The organism is Vreelandella sp. 2A-K22 (assembly GCF_054065485.1).
In genome coordinates this window covers 89,031-103,261 of record NZ_JBSUGC010000015.1, presented here as the reverse complement: position 1 = coordinate 103,261, position 14,231 = coordinate 89,031, and the positions used below count along the sequence as shown (strand labels likewise).

Here is a 14,231-nt window from a genome sequence, read left to right as displayed (position 1 = left end):
GCCGAGACGCAAGAATGGATATTAGGGTTATCATGGTTCATTCGTGCCCAATATGCAAGCCTTCAAATCTTATAATCCTATCAAGGAGGCTCAATATAATTTTGCATTCTTCCATGGTTCATTGAAAATTTTATTGCGCCTTATCAGGAAGCAGGTAAATAAAGTAATGGGAAGAACGATCATGAATGGAATAAGCCATACTAAAGGCCAAGTACCAAAGACGTAAATTATATCTCCATGCGAATTAATAGCGATCCCCATTAAGACGACGATAAAAACTGCGATAGTGGTTATTTCCACCGGTCTTCTAGAAGCATTGCGCACAAGCTCTGTCGAATATGGTTCGAATAGAGGAAATTCGTTATCTACATCCGACCGAGCCCTTGACCTCACTGCAATGATCTCAGCCGCAACTGCTAGAATTGACATTGTGGCGCCGGATCTTTTCATGAACTCACCAGGCTCGTCGAATTGAATTCCTACCATAAAATAGAGTTGTGAGTATAAAAATGGTACCAAAGATGAAAGAAGGACTAATACGCCCGCCATGTATAGACCAAAATTAACCCTAAACTGCCTTTTTCTGCATTCCCCCCTTGCTCCAGGATCCATATTAACAATCATACTTTGAATTGTTTCCATTTATACCGCTTCGCCTTGAATGATCACGCTGCTTTAAATATGAGTGCAGCCACTGGTGCCAGCGGCTGTCCCTCCCAGTGGTCTAATGTATCCAGTAATCGCCCCCATACGCCACCCCAGCAAACACGCCCGCGGCGAGACCAACGCCCTACATCTACCATTTCCCCATGCTCCACCTTAATCCAGACGGCAATCCTACGCGGACTATGCAGCCCTGGTCGGTTATACGGGTACGTGGTTTCCGCGTGGTGGTGAATCGCTGCCGACACGATCCAGCGCAGTTGTTGCGCTGCCTCTGCCGGGGGATGCTCGCTTTGCCCCTGTCCCGGCAACCGCATCTGCATACCGGCGTGCATCAACGCGGTGTGTATACACTCCCTATCCTCTGCGAGTTCATCGCGAGTAAACGGCCCAAAGCAGTAACGGGCTAACGCTGCTAAGTGCGCTGGCTGATTTTCAACGGCACTAATCACCGCGCCCGCTTCCAACCCATTCACAATGCGCCAGTCGTTGTTATTGCGCTGTGTCATCTGAACCTGAGAGCCCATGCACGCTATCTCTTTCGCATACGCCATCACGCTTCCACGCTGCTCGTGATACGCGTCAAAAATCATCTGTCGAGCTGAGATATATCGCATCACTTTCCCCTACCGTTGCGTTCTCGTTGCGTTATTGCGCAACCGTTGCGTTTTGTTGCCCTTAGCGTTGCGTTTTCTTTCGTCAACGACTTGATCCCACACGCTTTTCACCTTATTCAGCTCACCCCGTACGGCATCGTTTTACGCAGCAGCAAAGCAGGCAAACAGGCTGTGATCCCCTGGGATGATGAGCTGAGGCGTTTAGTGCAGGAGATAAAGGCCGACAACCTAGGCCGTGGCAAGCAAGGCTCTACGCTGTTCTGTAAGCGGGACGGTTGCCCTACAACAAGGATAAGTTTCACAGTCGCTGGCAGTACGGGGTGCGTAAGGCGATGCATGAGGGCCACATCGAATGGTTTACCGAGCATGATATACGCGCAAAGCACGCAACCGCTGCAGATGACCAAGGCTATGACGCCATGACCAATTTGCAGCACAGCGACCGGCGAACGACGGAGGTCTATCTACGTGCTAAGCGAGTGTTGACGGTAAGCACGCTGGGGGCGGGAGAGTTCTTAGGAGATTAGACATTAGTCTATTATGCGCTGGTCTGGCTGGAGCAGTATAACGGTAGGTGTTCCCCTCGTTATATGTTCGCCCTTTTCCGATGCTCAGACATAAAAAAAGGAACCAGCTAATTAGCTGATTCCCTTGAATAAGTGGCGGAGGGACAGGGATTCGAACCCTGGATAGGCTATTAACCTATGCCGGTTTTCAAGACCGGTGCATTCAACCGCTCTGCCATCCCTCCGGCTTATGGGTGCGTATACTAACAGCTTTTCCTTGGAAGTCAACGCCTTTTAGTACAAACGTAACCCGACGCGGGTAATCTTTCCGCCTTCCATATCGCTGACCACCCAATGAATGCCGTGCCAATCGACGTCGTCCCCGATAACCGGGTGGCCACCCACGCGCAGGGCGATAAATTCCGCCAGTGTCATGTCCTGTTCACCGGGGCTGAGCGTTAGGCCATAGGCTTGGGCGATATCCTGCATTTGCGCGCTGCCATCCAGGGTAAAGGTACCGAAGAAGGCACGCTCCTGCTTGAGCTTGGCATCGCCATTGAATAGTCGGTTAAGCGCGTACAAGTCCTCTGAGCGGCCGATCACACAAATCACATCGCCCAGCTTCAAGCGCGTGCTGCCCTTGGGGTGCAGCATGGCGTGGTCGCGGAACAGCGCGGAAATCAAAGCACCTGAAGGAAAACGCAGCAGCCGGATGGGCACATCCTCTAAATCCTGGTTTTCAACACCGTACACAAATAGCTCAAAGTCGTTTTCCGGCAAGATGCCTAGCGGGCCGCGCCGGTTAGGCACGGTGCCTACCGGCACTTCCACCTTCAACCACTTGGCCATCAGTGTTAGTGAGCCCCCCTGAATCAGTAGCGACATCAATACCACGGCGAAGGCCACATTAAAGTAGAGCGAGGCATTTTCTACCCCACCGATGACCGGGAAAATAGCCAGCACGATAGGCACCGCCCCTCTCAAGCCCACCCAGGCAATGAAGAAGGTTTCCCGCCAACGGAATTTGAAGAACGGTTTGATGGTGATCAGCACCGCCAACGGGCGGGCAATAAAGATGAGCGCCAGTGCCACCAAGCCCGCGGGCAGTGCCACGTCCCATAACTCACTGGGTGTAACCAGCAGGCCAAGCACCAGGAACAGGCCGATTTGGCTTAGCCACGCCAAGCCGTCGTGCACCGGCAGAATAAAGTTAAGGTGGCGCCCAGGCTGGTTACCAATCATCAAACCAGCAAGGTAGATGGCCAAAAATCCGCTACCGCCCAGCACACTGGTTAAACCGAATACGCTGAACCCCAGAGCCAGCGCCAGCATGGCATAAAGGCCTGGGGCTAAATCGAGCCAGCGAAGCAGCTTGGCACTCAGCCAACCGCCCCCTAGGCCGACAATCAAACCAATACCAAACTGAGAAAGGAAAAACAGCAGGGTTTCAACGGGGCCGCCAATATCACCAACAAGCAGCTCAACCAGCATCAGGGTCAGGAAAATTGCCATCGGGTCGTTGGTACCCGACTCGATCTCCAGCGTCGCTCCTACCCGTTCGTTGAGATTAACGCCGCGACCGCTGAGCATGGAGAAAACCGCAGCGGCATCGGTTGAACCTACGATGGCGCCAACCAGCAGGCCCTGTACTATCGTTAGGTCAAAAATCCACATCGCGATAACGCCAACAATGGCGCTGGTGATAAAGACGCCGAAGGTCGCGAGGGAAAGCGCGGGTTTAAAACCCACTCGGAAGGTTTTGAGGCGAGTACGTAAGCCACCGTCTAACAAAATCATGGCCAGCGCGAGGTGGCCGATGGCAAAGGCCATGGAGTAATCGTCAAACACTACGCCCAGTACGCCCTCTTCACCTGCTAGCATGCCTAGCCCAAGGAAGATCAGCAGCAGCGGCACACCCATCATCGACGATAAGCGGCTGGCCAAAATGCTGAGGGCCATAAGAGAACCGCCTACCAAAAAGAACGTATAAATTGTGTCCATGACTCTCCGTCTCTACATCAATACAGCGCTATTATTGCATGTAACCGTTGAATTTACTGTCTCTTCTCAGCGCCCCCTTATGCTCAAGGGGCTGGTCAGAAGCTTTCCCAGGCGGCTACACTTCGCCGTTACAACCCCTGGAGTTACTGACTATGTTGCGTTGCCTCTTACGCTGTTGGCACCCTATCCTGTTGAGTCTTATCGTCACCTTATTGTTTTCTAATTCAGTTATTTACGCAAATGAAGAGCGCGAAGAAAGCCCTTCAGAAACGGCCCCGCTGACGCTAGATACAGATGTTGAGGTGCCGGAAGCATTTTGGCGAAACATTGACAGCGAAAGCGTCGAGGAAGTGCCCACCACGGCGCAAACCCCGGCACCGCCGCTCGAACCACCGCCGGTTAAACACATCACGCTAATGCTGGATTGGTACTTGAGCCCGCAGCACGCAGCCTTGGTGATTGCTAAAGAGCGAGGGCTGTACGCTGCCCAAGGACTTGAAGTGGAGATTCAGTCACCGGCCGACCCCTCCATCGCTATCAAGCTGCTAACCGCAGGTGAAGTCGATTTGGCGCTGACCCGCCAGCCGCTGCTTCATATGCAGGCTCATAACGGCGCGCCAATCGTCCGCATCGCGACACTGATCGAAACCTCGCTGACGGCAGTCATTGTGGCGGGCGAGGAGCAGGCGGAAACCGAAAATACCTTGGCAGGGTTACACTACGGTTATACTACCGGAGAAGGCCGCGACCTGAGCATTCCGCGTTTACTCCCCCGCTCGGTACAGCAAACCGATGATTTCACCCCGCCCATCAACCTGCACTTCGACCCCATTCGAGCAATGCGGGAGGGTCAGATTGACGCGGTCGCCGATGGCTTTTACCACTACCTTCCTCAGCAGTTGGCGACTGAAGGCATTAACACTCACGTCATTCGCTTCGATGAGTTAGATATCCCCCGTAATGACGGCCTGGTGGTATTGGCCAATAGCGATACGCTTGCGCGCCGCGCTGATACCTGGTCTCGGTTTGTGCTTGCCGTTGAGCAAGCGAGCCACTGGATTATCGACAACCCTGACGCCGCCTGGGAGCTGCTGATTAGCGCGCACCCTGTGCTCGATAATGACATTAACGCCAACGCCTGGGAGGACATCCTGCGCCGCATGGCGCTGAGCCCCGCGGCGTTAGATAGCCGCCGTTACGCTGACTTTGAAACCTTTCTACACAAAATGGGCCTTACTGACGAGACGCTGCCCGTATCGCGTTTAGCAGTAGATCCACACACTTTATAACCAAGTATTAATAGCTCTCCATCCACTACCATGGCGGCCCATGAGCGAAACAGCTTTAATTTTTGCAAAAGGTAAGGGGCGTTGTTTTGCCAATCAGGTGGGCAAGTGCCGTGGCGCGTGCAATGGTCAGGAGTCGATAGCAGCGCATACCCAGCGGACGCAGGAAGCGCTCACCCCGCTTCAGGTCAATGTTTGGCCGTGGCCGGGCAGCATTGCTATTGAGGGGCAGTCAGCGGGCGCTACAGCAGCGCCCGCAAGCTTTGATGTGGATAGCTACCGAATTTTGAACCGTTCCCTGCATTACCCAGAGCAGCACGGCTTAACGGTCACGCCACTCTGATAAAACAGCGCTTCTTAAGTATTTGAACACGCATCTACTGCGCGTCTAGAAACGCCGTCACTGCCTGCTGGAAGGCTTCCGGCTGGTCGGCGTGTAGCCAGTGGCCGGCATTTTTGAGCGTTACCACACGAGCGCGGGGTAACACTTCACGCAGCGCGGGGATCATATCGTCAGCCACATAGTGAGAATCGCCGCCGCGTAGCACCAACGCCGGGCCTTCAAAAGGCTGCTCGCCACCGGGCACGCCGATAATGTCGCTATAACCACGCTTGATCTGATCTAAGCCCACCCGTATCGCCATCACGTTATCGTCATTGCGCACCAGATTAGTGGCCAAGAACAGCCGTGTGGGTCGCGACTCAACATGCTCGCCCAGCAGATCATCGGCTTCACGACGACTTTTGGGTTGACCTTCCCGCACATTATCGAGCGCGGCAAACACATCATCGTGGCCATGCTCATAAGCCACCGGGGCAATATCCGCCACAATCAACGACGCCACCCGCTCAGGCGCCAAGCGCGCCAAACTGATCGCCACTTTGCCACCCATGGAGTGGCCCAGCACATGAGCGCGCTCGATCGAGAGCTTGTCCAATAGCGCTATCACGTCATCCGCCATGGTGGCGTAACGCATTCCCTCTGCATGGGGTGAGCGGCCATGGTTACGCAGATCCAGCGCAATCACCCGGCGGCTGCCCTGCCACACTTTTAAGTGCGAACGCCAATTATCGGCACTCCCCAGCAAACCATGAATCACCACCAGCGGAGGTGTATCTGCGGCGGCTTCGTCGGCGGGCATATCGATAAAGTGGAGATCAACGGTGGCAACGTCAGTCATGCTAGCTCCTCAGCCTTGCGGACTCTGTGTGTTTACGCGATTACGCCGTACGGGGCTCGGCATCCACCTGGCCTGTCCAAACCACCAAGCGGCGCGTTAGCCAGGCAAGCAGCAAGCCATACAGCGGAAGGAAAAACAGCAGGCTGATAGCGAGCTTAATGGCATAGTCGACGGCGGCGATTTCTATCCAATTGGCGGCCATAAAGGGGTCTGGGCTGTTATAGAACGCCGCCGAGAAGAATGCAAAGGTGTCAGCCAGGTTACCCAACACCGTTGAGCAAACGGGTGCTACCCACCATGCCCACTGGCGCAAACGGTCAAACACTTGTACATCCAGCAACTGGCCAATCACATAGGCCAGGAAGCTGGCGAGGGCGATACGGGCGACAAACAGGTTCCACTCCGAAAGTGCCTCAATCCCGGCAAAGCTGCCGCGGGGAAATACCACGGATACCACATAGGAGACCAGCAGTGCGGGAAGCATAACGCGCAGAATAATCGATCGCGCCGGCCCTTTGCCAAACAGACGTACCGTTAGGTCGGTGGCTAGAAAAATAAACGGGAAGCTAAACGCGCCCCAGGTGGTATGAAAGCCAAACAGCGTAAACGGCAGCTGAACGAGATAGTTACTGGCGGCAATAATGCCGATATGGAAAGCCACCATCACCATTAGGCAACGGCGGTGTTGAGTCTCACTCAATGCAAACATGCGGGTAGACCTTTTTTTAATAGATAAGAGGGGTTAGGGAACCCTCGGGGTAGTAAGCGCATCGCCAAATCAACGTTGATAAAACTGGCGCTGTTCTGGGGAGCGCATTATACGGCTTATACATGATATTAAAAGCCAAGGGATGGAAGCCGCCACCCCTTGGCTATCTGCATGCCCTCGCACTTGGCTAATAAAAAGTAGCCGCATCAATCCAGCGGTGTGGCTCTATCAGCGGCACCTACCGAGCGTTCACGCATGACGGCGTGAACATCGGTCAGGCTGGTGGGGTCATCAATGGTGGAGGGAATACCAAACTCTTTGCCATCGGCAATCGTGCGCAGTAGCTTGCGCAGAATTTTACCCGAGCGGGTTTTGGGTAAGCGGTCAACCACTAACACCTGCTTGAAGCAGGCAATCGGGCCAATATGCTCGCGAACTCTCGCAATCAGTTCGGCCTCAAGTGTGGCTTCATCACCATTAAAGCCATCTTTAGGGATGACTAAGCCGATCGGCAGTTGCCCTTTTAAATCGTCATGAATCCCAATGACCGCGCACTCAGCCACCGCTGGGTGGGCACCCACCACCTCTTCCATTTCCCCTGTTGAAAGCCGATGACCCGCGACGTTAATGACATCATCAGTGCGGCCCATAATGAACAGGTAGCCCTGCTCATCGAAATAACCGCCATCCCCGGTTAAGTAGTAACCGGGGAATGCCGCCATATAAGCACTATGAAAGCGCTTCTCGTCACGCCATACGCCGGTTAGGCAACCAGGTGGCATGGGTTGTTTGATCACCACACTGCCCTGCTCCATGGGTTTGGCCTGCTCGCCATCGCGGTTGAGCACTTGCACATTGAAGCCAGGAACAGGGAACGTTGCGGATCCCGCCTTGGTGGGCACGGCCTCTATGCCGGGCAAGTTAGCGGCGATGGGCCAGCCGGTTTCAGTTTGCCACCAGTGGTCAATGACCGGTACGTCCAAAAGGTCATCCAGCCAGTGAAACGTGGGTGGATCGAGGCGCTCACCGGCCACGTAAAGATGCTTTAAGCTGCTGATATCGTAGTTCTGTAGCAGTTTGGCATCAGGATCCTCTTTCTTAATCGCACGGAAGGCCGTGGGCGCAGTGAAGAAACTCTTCACCCGGTACTCCTCGATCAAGCGCCAGAAGCTGCCCGCATCGGGGGTTTTTACCGGCTTCCCTTCGTATACCACCGTGGTGCAACCAAGTAGCAAGGGGGCGTAAACAATGTAGGAATGCCCAACGACCCAGCCCACATCCGAGGCGGTAAAGAACACTTCACCGGGCTCTATGGCGTAGATCGCCTGCATCGAATAGGCCAGCGCTACCGCGTAGCCACCCGTATCGCGCATAACCCCTTTGGGTTTTCCGGTGGTGCCTGAGGTATAGAGGATATACAGCGGGTCGGTTCCCTTCACCGGCACGCATTCAGCAAACGGCGCCTTCGCAACCAACTCTTCCCAGTCGTAATCGCCCTCCTCCAGTTCAGCCCGGTGCGCTTCACGCTGATAAACGACGCAGGCATCCGGCTTATGGGCGCTTAATTCAACGGCTTGGTCTACCATTGGCTTATAGGGCAACACCTTGCCCAGCTCGATACCGCAGGAAGCGGCAACCACCACTTTAGGCTCGGCGTCTTCAATCCGCGCCGCCAGCTCATGGGGGGCGAAGCCACCAAATACCACCGAGTGAATAGCGCCAAGCCGCGCGCAGGCGTACATGGCCACCAGCGCTTCGGGGATCATCGGCATATAAATCACCACGCGATCCCCCTTAGTGATGCCTAGTTGCGTTAGCGCCCCCGCGAAATACGCCACTTTATCGCGCATTTCGCGGTAGCTAAGGGTGAGCTTGGCTTGTGCGGCAGGCGAATCCCAGAAAATCGCCGCCTGATCACCGCGCCCATTTTCGACATGATAATCCAGTGCAGCGTAGCTAAGATTCATTTCACCGTCGCTAAACCAACGGGCATGCGCTGCCCCAGCGCTCTGCTCATCGTAGCTGAGAATGGTTTTAGGCGGCGTGTACCAGGGAATACGTTTGGCCTGCTCGGCCCAGAACGATTCAGGGTGTTCGATGGAGCGTTGGAAGGTGTGTTGGTAGCGGCTCATGGTGTCCCTATCTTTTTTGTAGTAACGATCAAAAAGGATTGTTGACACTTTATAAAGGAAACCGATATTTCGCCCTCATACTATGGGCTAAATAGCGACCAAAGCGGTAGACAGGCACCGACATTGTCGACAAGGTGTCAAATGACTACCATTGATTAACCGTTAAACAGCAGCTTGGACAAAACTCGCTAAATTACTGATCATTAAACAACATGATCCTCGCGACGCGACGATGCCTCGACAACGTACAGCAATGCCTTTAAAACGACGCCTTTAAAACAATGCTTATAAAACGCTGATGTAACAGTGTAGGCAAGGAGATCATTATGTCTGCTTCTACAAGCGCCGCTACACGCCTGCTTGAACATAACTGTCGCGCTATTGAGGCGGGAACCAACCTGCTAAAAGCGTTGGCCAATGAAAAACGGCTGCAAATCCTCTGCCTTCTTGCCGAGAAAGAGCTGTCAGTGACGCAAATTAATCAACAGCTTGCGTTAAGTCAGTCGGCACTTTCGCAACATCTGGCTATTTTGCGGCGTGATGAGCTCGTCGATACCCGACGGGAGTCACAAACCATCTATTATTCGTTAAGCAGCGAAAGCGCCAAGGCCGTGATCGATACCTTGGCACACCATTACGCTGCATAACGCTTCAAGGTTTAATCTCAGCGCCGCTGCCACCCAGCGGCGTCGATTAGACCAAGCGCTTTCAGCGCTGCTTTTTCAACGCCTTCTGAAATGGCCAACCCCAGTTTACGACTGACGGTTTTAGGGGCTTCTAGCTTCACTGTGAATACTTGCGCCTCGGTCATACGTTCTACCAGATAGGCTTCGCTAGTCCCTACGCTGTCGACAAGCTGACGAGATAATGCCTCGCTACCGTACCAAATCTCGCCTGTGGCGAGGGTGTCAATATCCATGCTGGGACGCCGTTCTGCCACATAGCTTTTAAACAAGCGGTGCGTATTCTCTAAGTCGTCCAAGAACTTCGCTTTATCCTCTTCGGTATTTTCACCCAGCACAGTTAAGGTACGTTTGTATTTACCGGCGGTAAGCAGTTCGACGTCAACATCATGGCGCTTAAGCAGGCGATGAATATTGGGAACTTGTGCCACCACGCCGATGGAGCCAATCACTGCGAAGGGCGCGGCTTTGATGTGCTGTGCGGTACAGGCCATCAGGTAACCACCGCTTGCCGCCACCTTGTCGATACAGACGGTTGTGTTTAGCCCTGCCGTGCGCAGCCGGTCTAACTGCGCCGCTGCCAACCCATAGGCATGCACCAGGCCACCCGCGGATTCAAGGCGCACTACTACCTCGTCTTCCTTAGCGGCGACACCGATGATGGCCGACACCTCTTGAGCAAAATGCTCGGTTTGCGAGGCTTTCAGATCGCCATGGAAGTCGAGCACCCAAACCCTTGGCGCTGAGGCGCCGTCTTGCTCCGTTTTGTGCTCCTTGTGACGCTTTTTATCTTCACTGCGAAATAGTTTCAGCAGTTTTTTGCGCGCACCAGGGAGCGTGGCAGCCAGCCGCAAACGCCGGACACGGCGGCGTCGTTGATCGTTAAGTGGCTCGATCGTGAGTTTCAGCTCGCTCTCTTTGTCCTGCTTGGTTCGTGCAATCAGCAGCAGGCCAAAGCCTATCAGCGCCATCACGATGGTGGTTTGCACAACAAAGGTGCCTATCTCTGCTACCCATTCACTCATTGACGTTCTCCATTAGAGGATTAATTCCTTTATAGCTCGTGCGTTGTATATGCGTATGCTGATAGTGACTAGCGCGCTTGATTGGAACGCCCGTATGAAATAACCTCGCTTGCCTTTACGATTGTTTCTTTTGGCTCTGGTCGCTAGCCTTAGCCTGATCTACTTAACCGAGAGATATGTTATGTCAAACAACACCCTTGAGAAGTTAAAAGCGCGTTTTAATCCGGAAGCGGCAAAGGGCATGGATGAAGTTTTCCAGTTTCACTTTACCGATGCGGGCAGCTACTACTTAAATATCCAGGATGGCACGCTGGACGTACAAGAGGGTGAGCACGACGACCCTTCTGTCAGCTTAAGCCTAACCACTGACACGCTAAAAGGCATTATGAGCGGTGAGATCAATGGTATGACGGCCTTTATGACCGGTAAGCTAAAAGCGACTGGTAATGTCATGCTGGCCACTAAGCTGACTAGCTTATTCCCTAGCGAGTAATCGTCATATCGGCACGCGGCGCCGCTTACTCTTCGCGCCAGCGTGCCAAATGGGTTTCGATTAGTTCGCGGGATATCGAGTAAGGCGGCGGCAGAGAGGGCAACTGACGAGGTGAAAACCACGCCGCATCGCTAATTTCCACCCCATCGATGCGAATGCGCCGGGTGGTGGCTTCGGCGAAGTAACCAAACATCAACGAGTGCGGGAATGGCCACGCCTGACTTTGGTGATAACGCAGTTGATCGATATGCACGCCCACTTCCTCAAACACTTCACGATGCACCGCCTCTTCCGCTGACTCCCCAGGCTCGATAAAACCCGCCAAGGTGGAGTAGCGCCCGGGTGGAAAGCGCGGACTGCGGGCAAGCAGCATCGCCTCCCCGCTGGTCACCAGCGTGATAATACACGGTGAGATACGCGGATAGTTGCGGTGCCCACAGGCGTGGCAGTGCATAGCAAATTCCGCAGTTAGCTTGGTGGCCGGTGCACCACAGCGGCCGCAGAAACGGTGATTCTCTAACCAAGCACCTACCTGCAGCGCCGTGGAAAGCAGGCTAAACCAAACGGTTGAAAGCTCGCTCATCCATTGACGACCATCAATCCAATCGTTTCCAGCTTTGGATTCCACAAGCAGCGCCACCGGTTCATCATCCCAGTAACACAGCGGCTGCATCTGCTCTGTCCAGGGTTGATAGGGCTGCAGCGGGGTCAACTCTTCACTACCGTTTAACGGTGCGGGCGCCAATAGGCTACGCGACAGCCGAATAACCCGACCAGCTTGTTCGTGATGGGGGATTTCTCGCCTAAGCATCGCTGGCCGCACCCTCCTCAAACCAGTTCAATTGATGCGCCTCGCACTTGGCCTGATGGGCCGCTCGCTCTTCGTCTGTTGGCCGCACCACGCGCAACTGGCCCGGCGTTAAAGAAAGCCGCTGAATCGACATCCCCTCATTGGAGGTATCCGCCTGTTCCTGTTCCGCTGCGGAGGCCGCGTCCAAGGTCAGCGCGGTCTGCCCACCGGTCATCGCCAGGTAGACTTCGGCGAGGATTTCAGAGTCTAACAGTGCGCCGTGCAGTACCCGGTGGCCATTGTCGATATCGTAGCGTTTGCACAATGCATCAAGACTGTTGCGCTGACCGGGGTGCATCTTCCGCGCCATGGTCAGCGTATCTAATACGCCGCAATGATCGCTTACCGGCCCCAACACAGGGGATTTACGCTGCCGATTCAACATGCCCAGCTCGTGGTCAATAAAGCCCACATCGAAGGGGGCGTTATGAATCACCAGCTCCGCGCCTTCGATAAATGCCCAAAACTCATCGGCAATTGTCGCGAATACCGGCTCGTTAGCGACTCTGGCATCATCAATCCCGTGAACGGCGACTACTTCAGCATCGATATGCCGCTCAGGATTGATGTATTGGTGATAAGTGCGACCAGTGAAGCGTCGATTGACCATCTCAATAGCACCAATTTCGACTAGGCGATGGCCATCTTTGGGGTCAATACCCGTGGTTTCAGTATCCAAGATCACCTGACGCATCATGCTCTCCTCTTTTGGTGCTCATCAATCGCTTCATTGGCCAGCGCATCGGCGCGCTCGTTGCCAGGGTGGCCGCTATGCCCTTTTACCCAGTGCCACTCGACTTGGTGGCGCTGGGTCTCTTCGTGCAGGGTCTTCCACAGTTCGGCATTTTTGACCGGCTGCTTGGCAGCGGTTTTCCAGCCGCGCTTGATCCAGTTATGAATCCACTGGGTAATCCCCTGGCGTACATATTGGGAGTCAGTCCAAAGCGCCACTTCACAAGGGGTATTGAGGGTGCGTAGCGCCATAATCGCAGCCATTAACTCCATGCGATTATTAGTGGTATCTGCTTCATAGCCTTTCAAGGTTTTCTCATGCTCGCCACTCGCCAGCACGACGCCCCATCCGCCGGGCCCTGGGTTGCCCCTACAAGCCCCATCGGTATACACCGTTACCCGAGGTAGATCTCCCGCCGCCTCTTTAGTCAATCTCCTGATCCCCCGGTCTATGTAAAACAGATTTATGTAAAACAGGCTTCTGTGGATCAGCTTTATTTGAATCAGCTGTGTGCCTATCCGTTTGCCGTGTTTTGGCTTGCGATGTTCTAGCGGGAGGCGTTTGATAAGCTTGGTAGTGGGTGGATGAGCCTGAGCGGGTAACTCCCAACGACGCCGGGGACACTGGCGCCTTCAAACCAAATTTCAAACGCTGCACTGGCGCTTGGCGCTGCTGTCGGCGTGCTTGAATCATATAACTTTCGCCCAGCGGCAGGTTATGCCGCCGCCCTAACGACTCCCAATACTCACCGCACTTGGCGTTCATCCGCCCCCTGAAACAGCAATAGTCTACCCGCTCCACCTCAAAGTCGACAAACGCCAACCAGTCCCGCAGGCGGCTAGCCGAGCGCCAGGTACCGCTCAAGGGAAACGTCTGTTGGCGCTTTCGCAACTGCCGGGTAAGACCACTCACACCGACAGGGTTAAAACCAAACAGCACCATAATGCCGTTGTCAGCAGTGACACGCGCAGCCTCCTGAAGCGTAAAGTGGGCATCGGTTAAGTGCTCAAGCCAGTGGTGGATGACCATCACATCTAAACAGCGATCCGGCAGCGCAAGCTGATCCGGTGGGCATACCAAGGTGCTATCGTTTTCGGCTAACTGACGCGTAGGCAACCAGCGTATGGGGTGCGCAATGGCCGACATGGTCATCAGTGCCGGCCCCATGCTCATTTCCAAGCTGTGGCCGCCCACACGCGATTCCACAACGGGCCCTAAGCAGGCACGCTGTGTTTCCCACAGCGAACGCCCCGCCTCTGTTTGCCAATAAGGCTGGCTACTTTGTAAGCGCTTAGCCAGTGTCGTGGCCATCGTCGAATTTGACATGAACAGCGCTTCCCTCCACAGTAACG

16 protein-coding genes and 1 tRNA gene are annotated in these 14,231 nt (G+C 54.4%); 5 read left to right on the top strand and 12 right to left on the bottom strand.

Annotation, left to right across the window (positions count from 1 at the left end):
* Nucleotides 1–90 precede the first annotated feature (90 nt).
* Together ACW17M_RS19410 and ACW17M_RS19405 are read right to left on the bottom strand one after the other, a co-directional pair.
* Nucleotides 91–642 (bottom strand): hypothetical protein, encoded by a 552-nt coding sequence (locus ACW17M_RS19410; RefSeq protein WP_457547963.1) that lies wholly within the window; start codon nt 640–642, stop codon nt 91–93.
* A gap of 23 nt (nt 643–665) precedes the next feature.
* Nucleotides 666–1,280, bottom strand: coding sequence for a hypothetical protein (locus tag ACW17M_RS19405; protein ID WP_457547962.1), 615 nt, complete (start codon nt 1,278–1,280; stop codon nt 666–668).
* Nucleotides 1,281–1,612: 332 nt separating this feature from the next.
* Here ACW17M_RS19405 and ACW17M_RS19400 point away from each other — a divergent pair, with 332 nt between their 5' ends.
* Nucleotides 1,613–1,807 carry a hypothetical protein gene (locus ACW17M_RS19400; RefSeq protein ID WP_457547961.1) on the top strand — a complete coding sequence of 65 codons (195 nt, stop codon included), beginning with the start codon at nt 1,613–1,615 and terminating at the stop codon, nt 1,805–1,807.
* Nucleotides 1,808–1,940: 133 nt separating this feature from the next.
* Here the strand turns inward: ACW17M_RS19400 and ACW17M_RS19395 are convergent.
* Nucleotides 1,941–2,031 (bottom strand) — tRNA-Ser (locus tag ACW17M_RS19395).
* Between the two features lie 49 nt (nt 2,032–2,080).
* Nucleotides 2,081–3,787 (bottom strand): potassium/proton antiporter, encoded by a 1,707-nt coding sequence (locus tag ACW17M_RS19390; protein WP_009287833.1) that lies wholly within the window; start codon nt 3,785–3,787, stop codon nt 2,081–2,083.
* Between the two features lie 152 nt (nt 3,788–3,939).
* Between ACW17M_RS19390 and ACW17M_RS19385 the strand changes: the two genes are divergently transcribed.
* Both ACW17M_RS19385 and ACW17M_RS19380 read left to right on the top strand, forming a co-directional pair.
* The gene (locus ACW17M_RS19385; protein WP_027959544.1) at nt 3,940–5,076 is read left to right on the top strand and encodes an ABC transporter substrate-binding protein; all 1,137 of its coding nucleotides are present in this window, start codon (nt 3,940–3,942) and stop codon (nt 5,074–5,076) included.
* 40 nt (nt 5,077–5,116) lie between these two features.
* Nucleotides 5,117–5,416: a hypothetical protein gene (locus ACW17M_RS19380; protein WP_233975166.1), complete on the top strand. Its 300-nt coding sequence runs from the start codon at nt 5,117–5,119 to the stop codon at nt 5,414–5,416.
* 34 nt (nt 5,417–5,450) lie between these two features.
* Here the strand turns inward: ACW17M_RS19380 and ACW17M_RS19375 are convergent, their stop codons facing one another.
* The 3 genes from ACW17M_RS19375 to ACW17M_RS19365 form a co-directional block, all read right to left on the bottom strand.
* Nucleotides 5,451–6,254 carry an alpha/beta fold hydrolase gene (locus tag ACW17M_RS19375; protein ID WP_230805697.1) on the bottom strand — a complete coding sequence of 268 codons (804 nt, stop codon included), beginning with the start codon at nt 6,252–6,254 and terminating at the stop codon, nt 5,451–5,453.
* A 40-nt stretch (nt 6,255–6,294) separates the two neighbouring features.
* Nucleotides 6,295–6,963, bottom strand: coding sequence for a 7-cyano-7-deazaguanine/7-aminomethyl-7-deazaguanine transporter (locus tag ACW17M_RS19370; RefSeq protein WP_009287831.1), 669 nt, complete (start codon nt 6,961–6,963; stop codon nt 6,295–6,297).
* Between the two features lie 206 nt (nt 6,964–7,169).
* Nucleotides 7,170–9,143 (bottom strand): propionyl-CoA synthetase, encoded by a 1,974-nt coding sequence (locus ACW17M_RS19365; RefSeq protein ID WP_338127292.1) that lies wholly within the window; start codon nt 9,141–9,143, stop codon nt 7,170–7,172.
* A gap of 278 nt (nt 9,144–9,421) precedes the next feature.
* On the opposite strand from ACW17M_RS19365, the gene ACW17M_RS19360 reads away from it, so the two are divergent.
* Nucleotides 9,422–9,742 (top strand): ArsR/SmtB family transcription factor, encoded by a 321-nt coding sequence (locus ACW17M_RS19360; RefSeq protein WP_022523354.1) that lies wholly within the window; start codon nt 9,422–9,424, stop codon nt 9,740–9,742.
* Between the two features lie 17 nt (nt 9,743–9,759).
* Here the strand turns inward: ACW17M_RS19360 and sohB are convergent, their stop codons facing one another.
* Nucleotides 9,760–10,803: a protease SohB gene (sohB, locus tag ACW17M_RS19355; RefSeq protein WP_457547960.1), complete on the bottom strand. Its 1,044-nt coding sequence runs from the start codon at nt 10,801–10,803 to the stop codon at nt 9,760–9,762.
* 181 nt (nt 10,804–10,984) lie between these two features.
* Between sohB and ACW17M_RS19350 the strand changes: the two genes are divergently transcribed.
* On the top strand, nt 10,985–11,296 hold the full coding sequence (locus ACW17M_RS19350; RefSeq protein WP_022523352.1) for an SCP2 sterol-binding domain-containing protein: 312 nt from the start codon (nt 10,985–10,987) through the stop codon (nt 11,294–11,296).
* Between the two features lie 25 nt (nt 11,297–11,321).
* On the opposite strand, the gene nudC is transcribed toward ACW17M_RS19350, so the two are convergent.
* From nudC to ACW17M_RS19330, 4 genes are read right to left on the bottom strand one after another with little or no spacing between them, the layout of a single operon-like run.
* On the bottom strand, nt 11,322–12,107 hold the full coding sequence (gene nudC / locus ACW17M_RS19345) for an NAD(+) diphosphatase (RefSeq protein WP_039859836.1): 786 nt from the start codon (nt 12,105–12,107) through the stop codon (nt 11,322–11,324).
* On the bottom strand, nt 12,100–12,840 hold the full coding sequence (gene dnaQ, locus ACW17M_RS19340; RefSeq protein ID WP_457547959.1) for a DNA polymerase III subunit epsilon: 741 nt from the start codon (nt 12,838–12,840) through the stop codon (nt 12,100–12,102). The genes nudC and dnaQ overlap by 8 nt, the downstream gene beginning before the upstream one ends.
* The gene (gene rnhA / locus ACW17M_RS19335) at nt 12,840–13,310 is read right to left on the bottom strand and encodes a ribonuclease HI (protein WP_022523349.1); all 471 of its coding nucleotides are present in this window, start codon (nt 13,308–13,310) and stop codon (nt 12,840–12,842) included. Before rnhA ends, dnaQ begins: the two co-directional genes overlap by 1 nt.
* A complete protein-coding gene (locus ACW17M_RS19330; protein WP_138801556.1) occupies nt 13,303–14,205 on the bottom strand; it encodes a class I SAM-dependent methyltransferase in 903 nt (300 codons plus the stop codon). The genes rnhA and ACW17M_RS19330 overlap by 8 nt, the downstream gene beginning before the upstream one ends.
* Nucleotides 14,206–14,231: the final 26 nt, after the last annotated feature.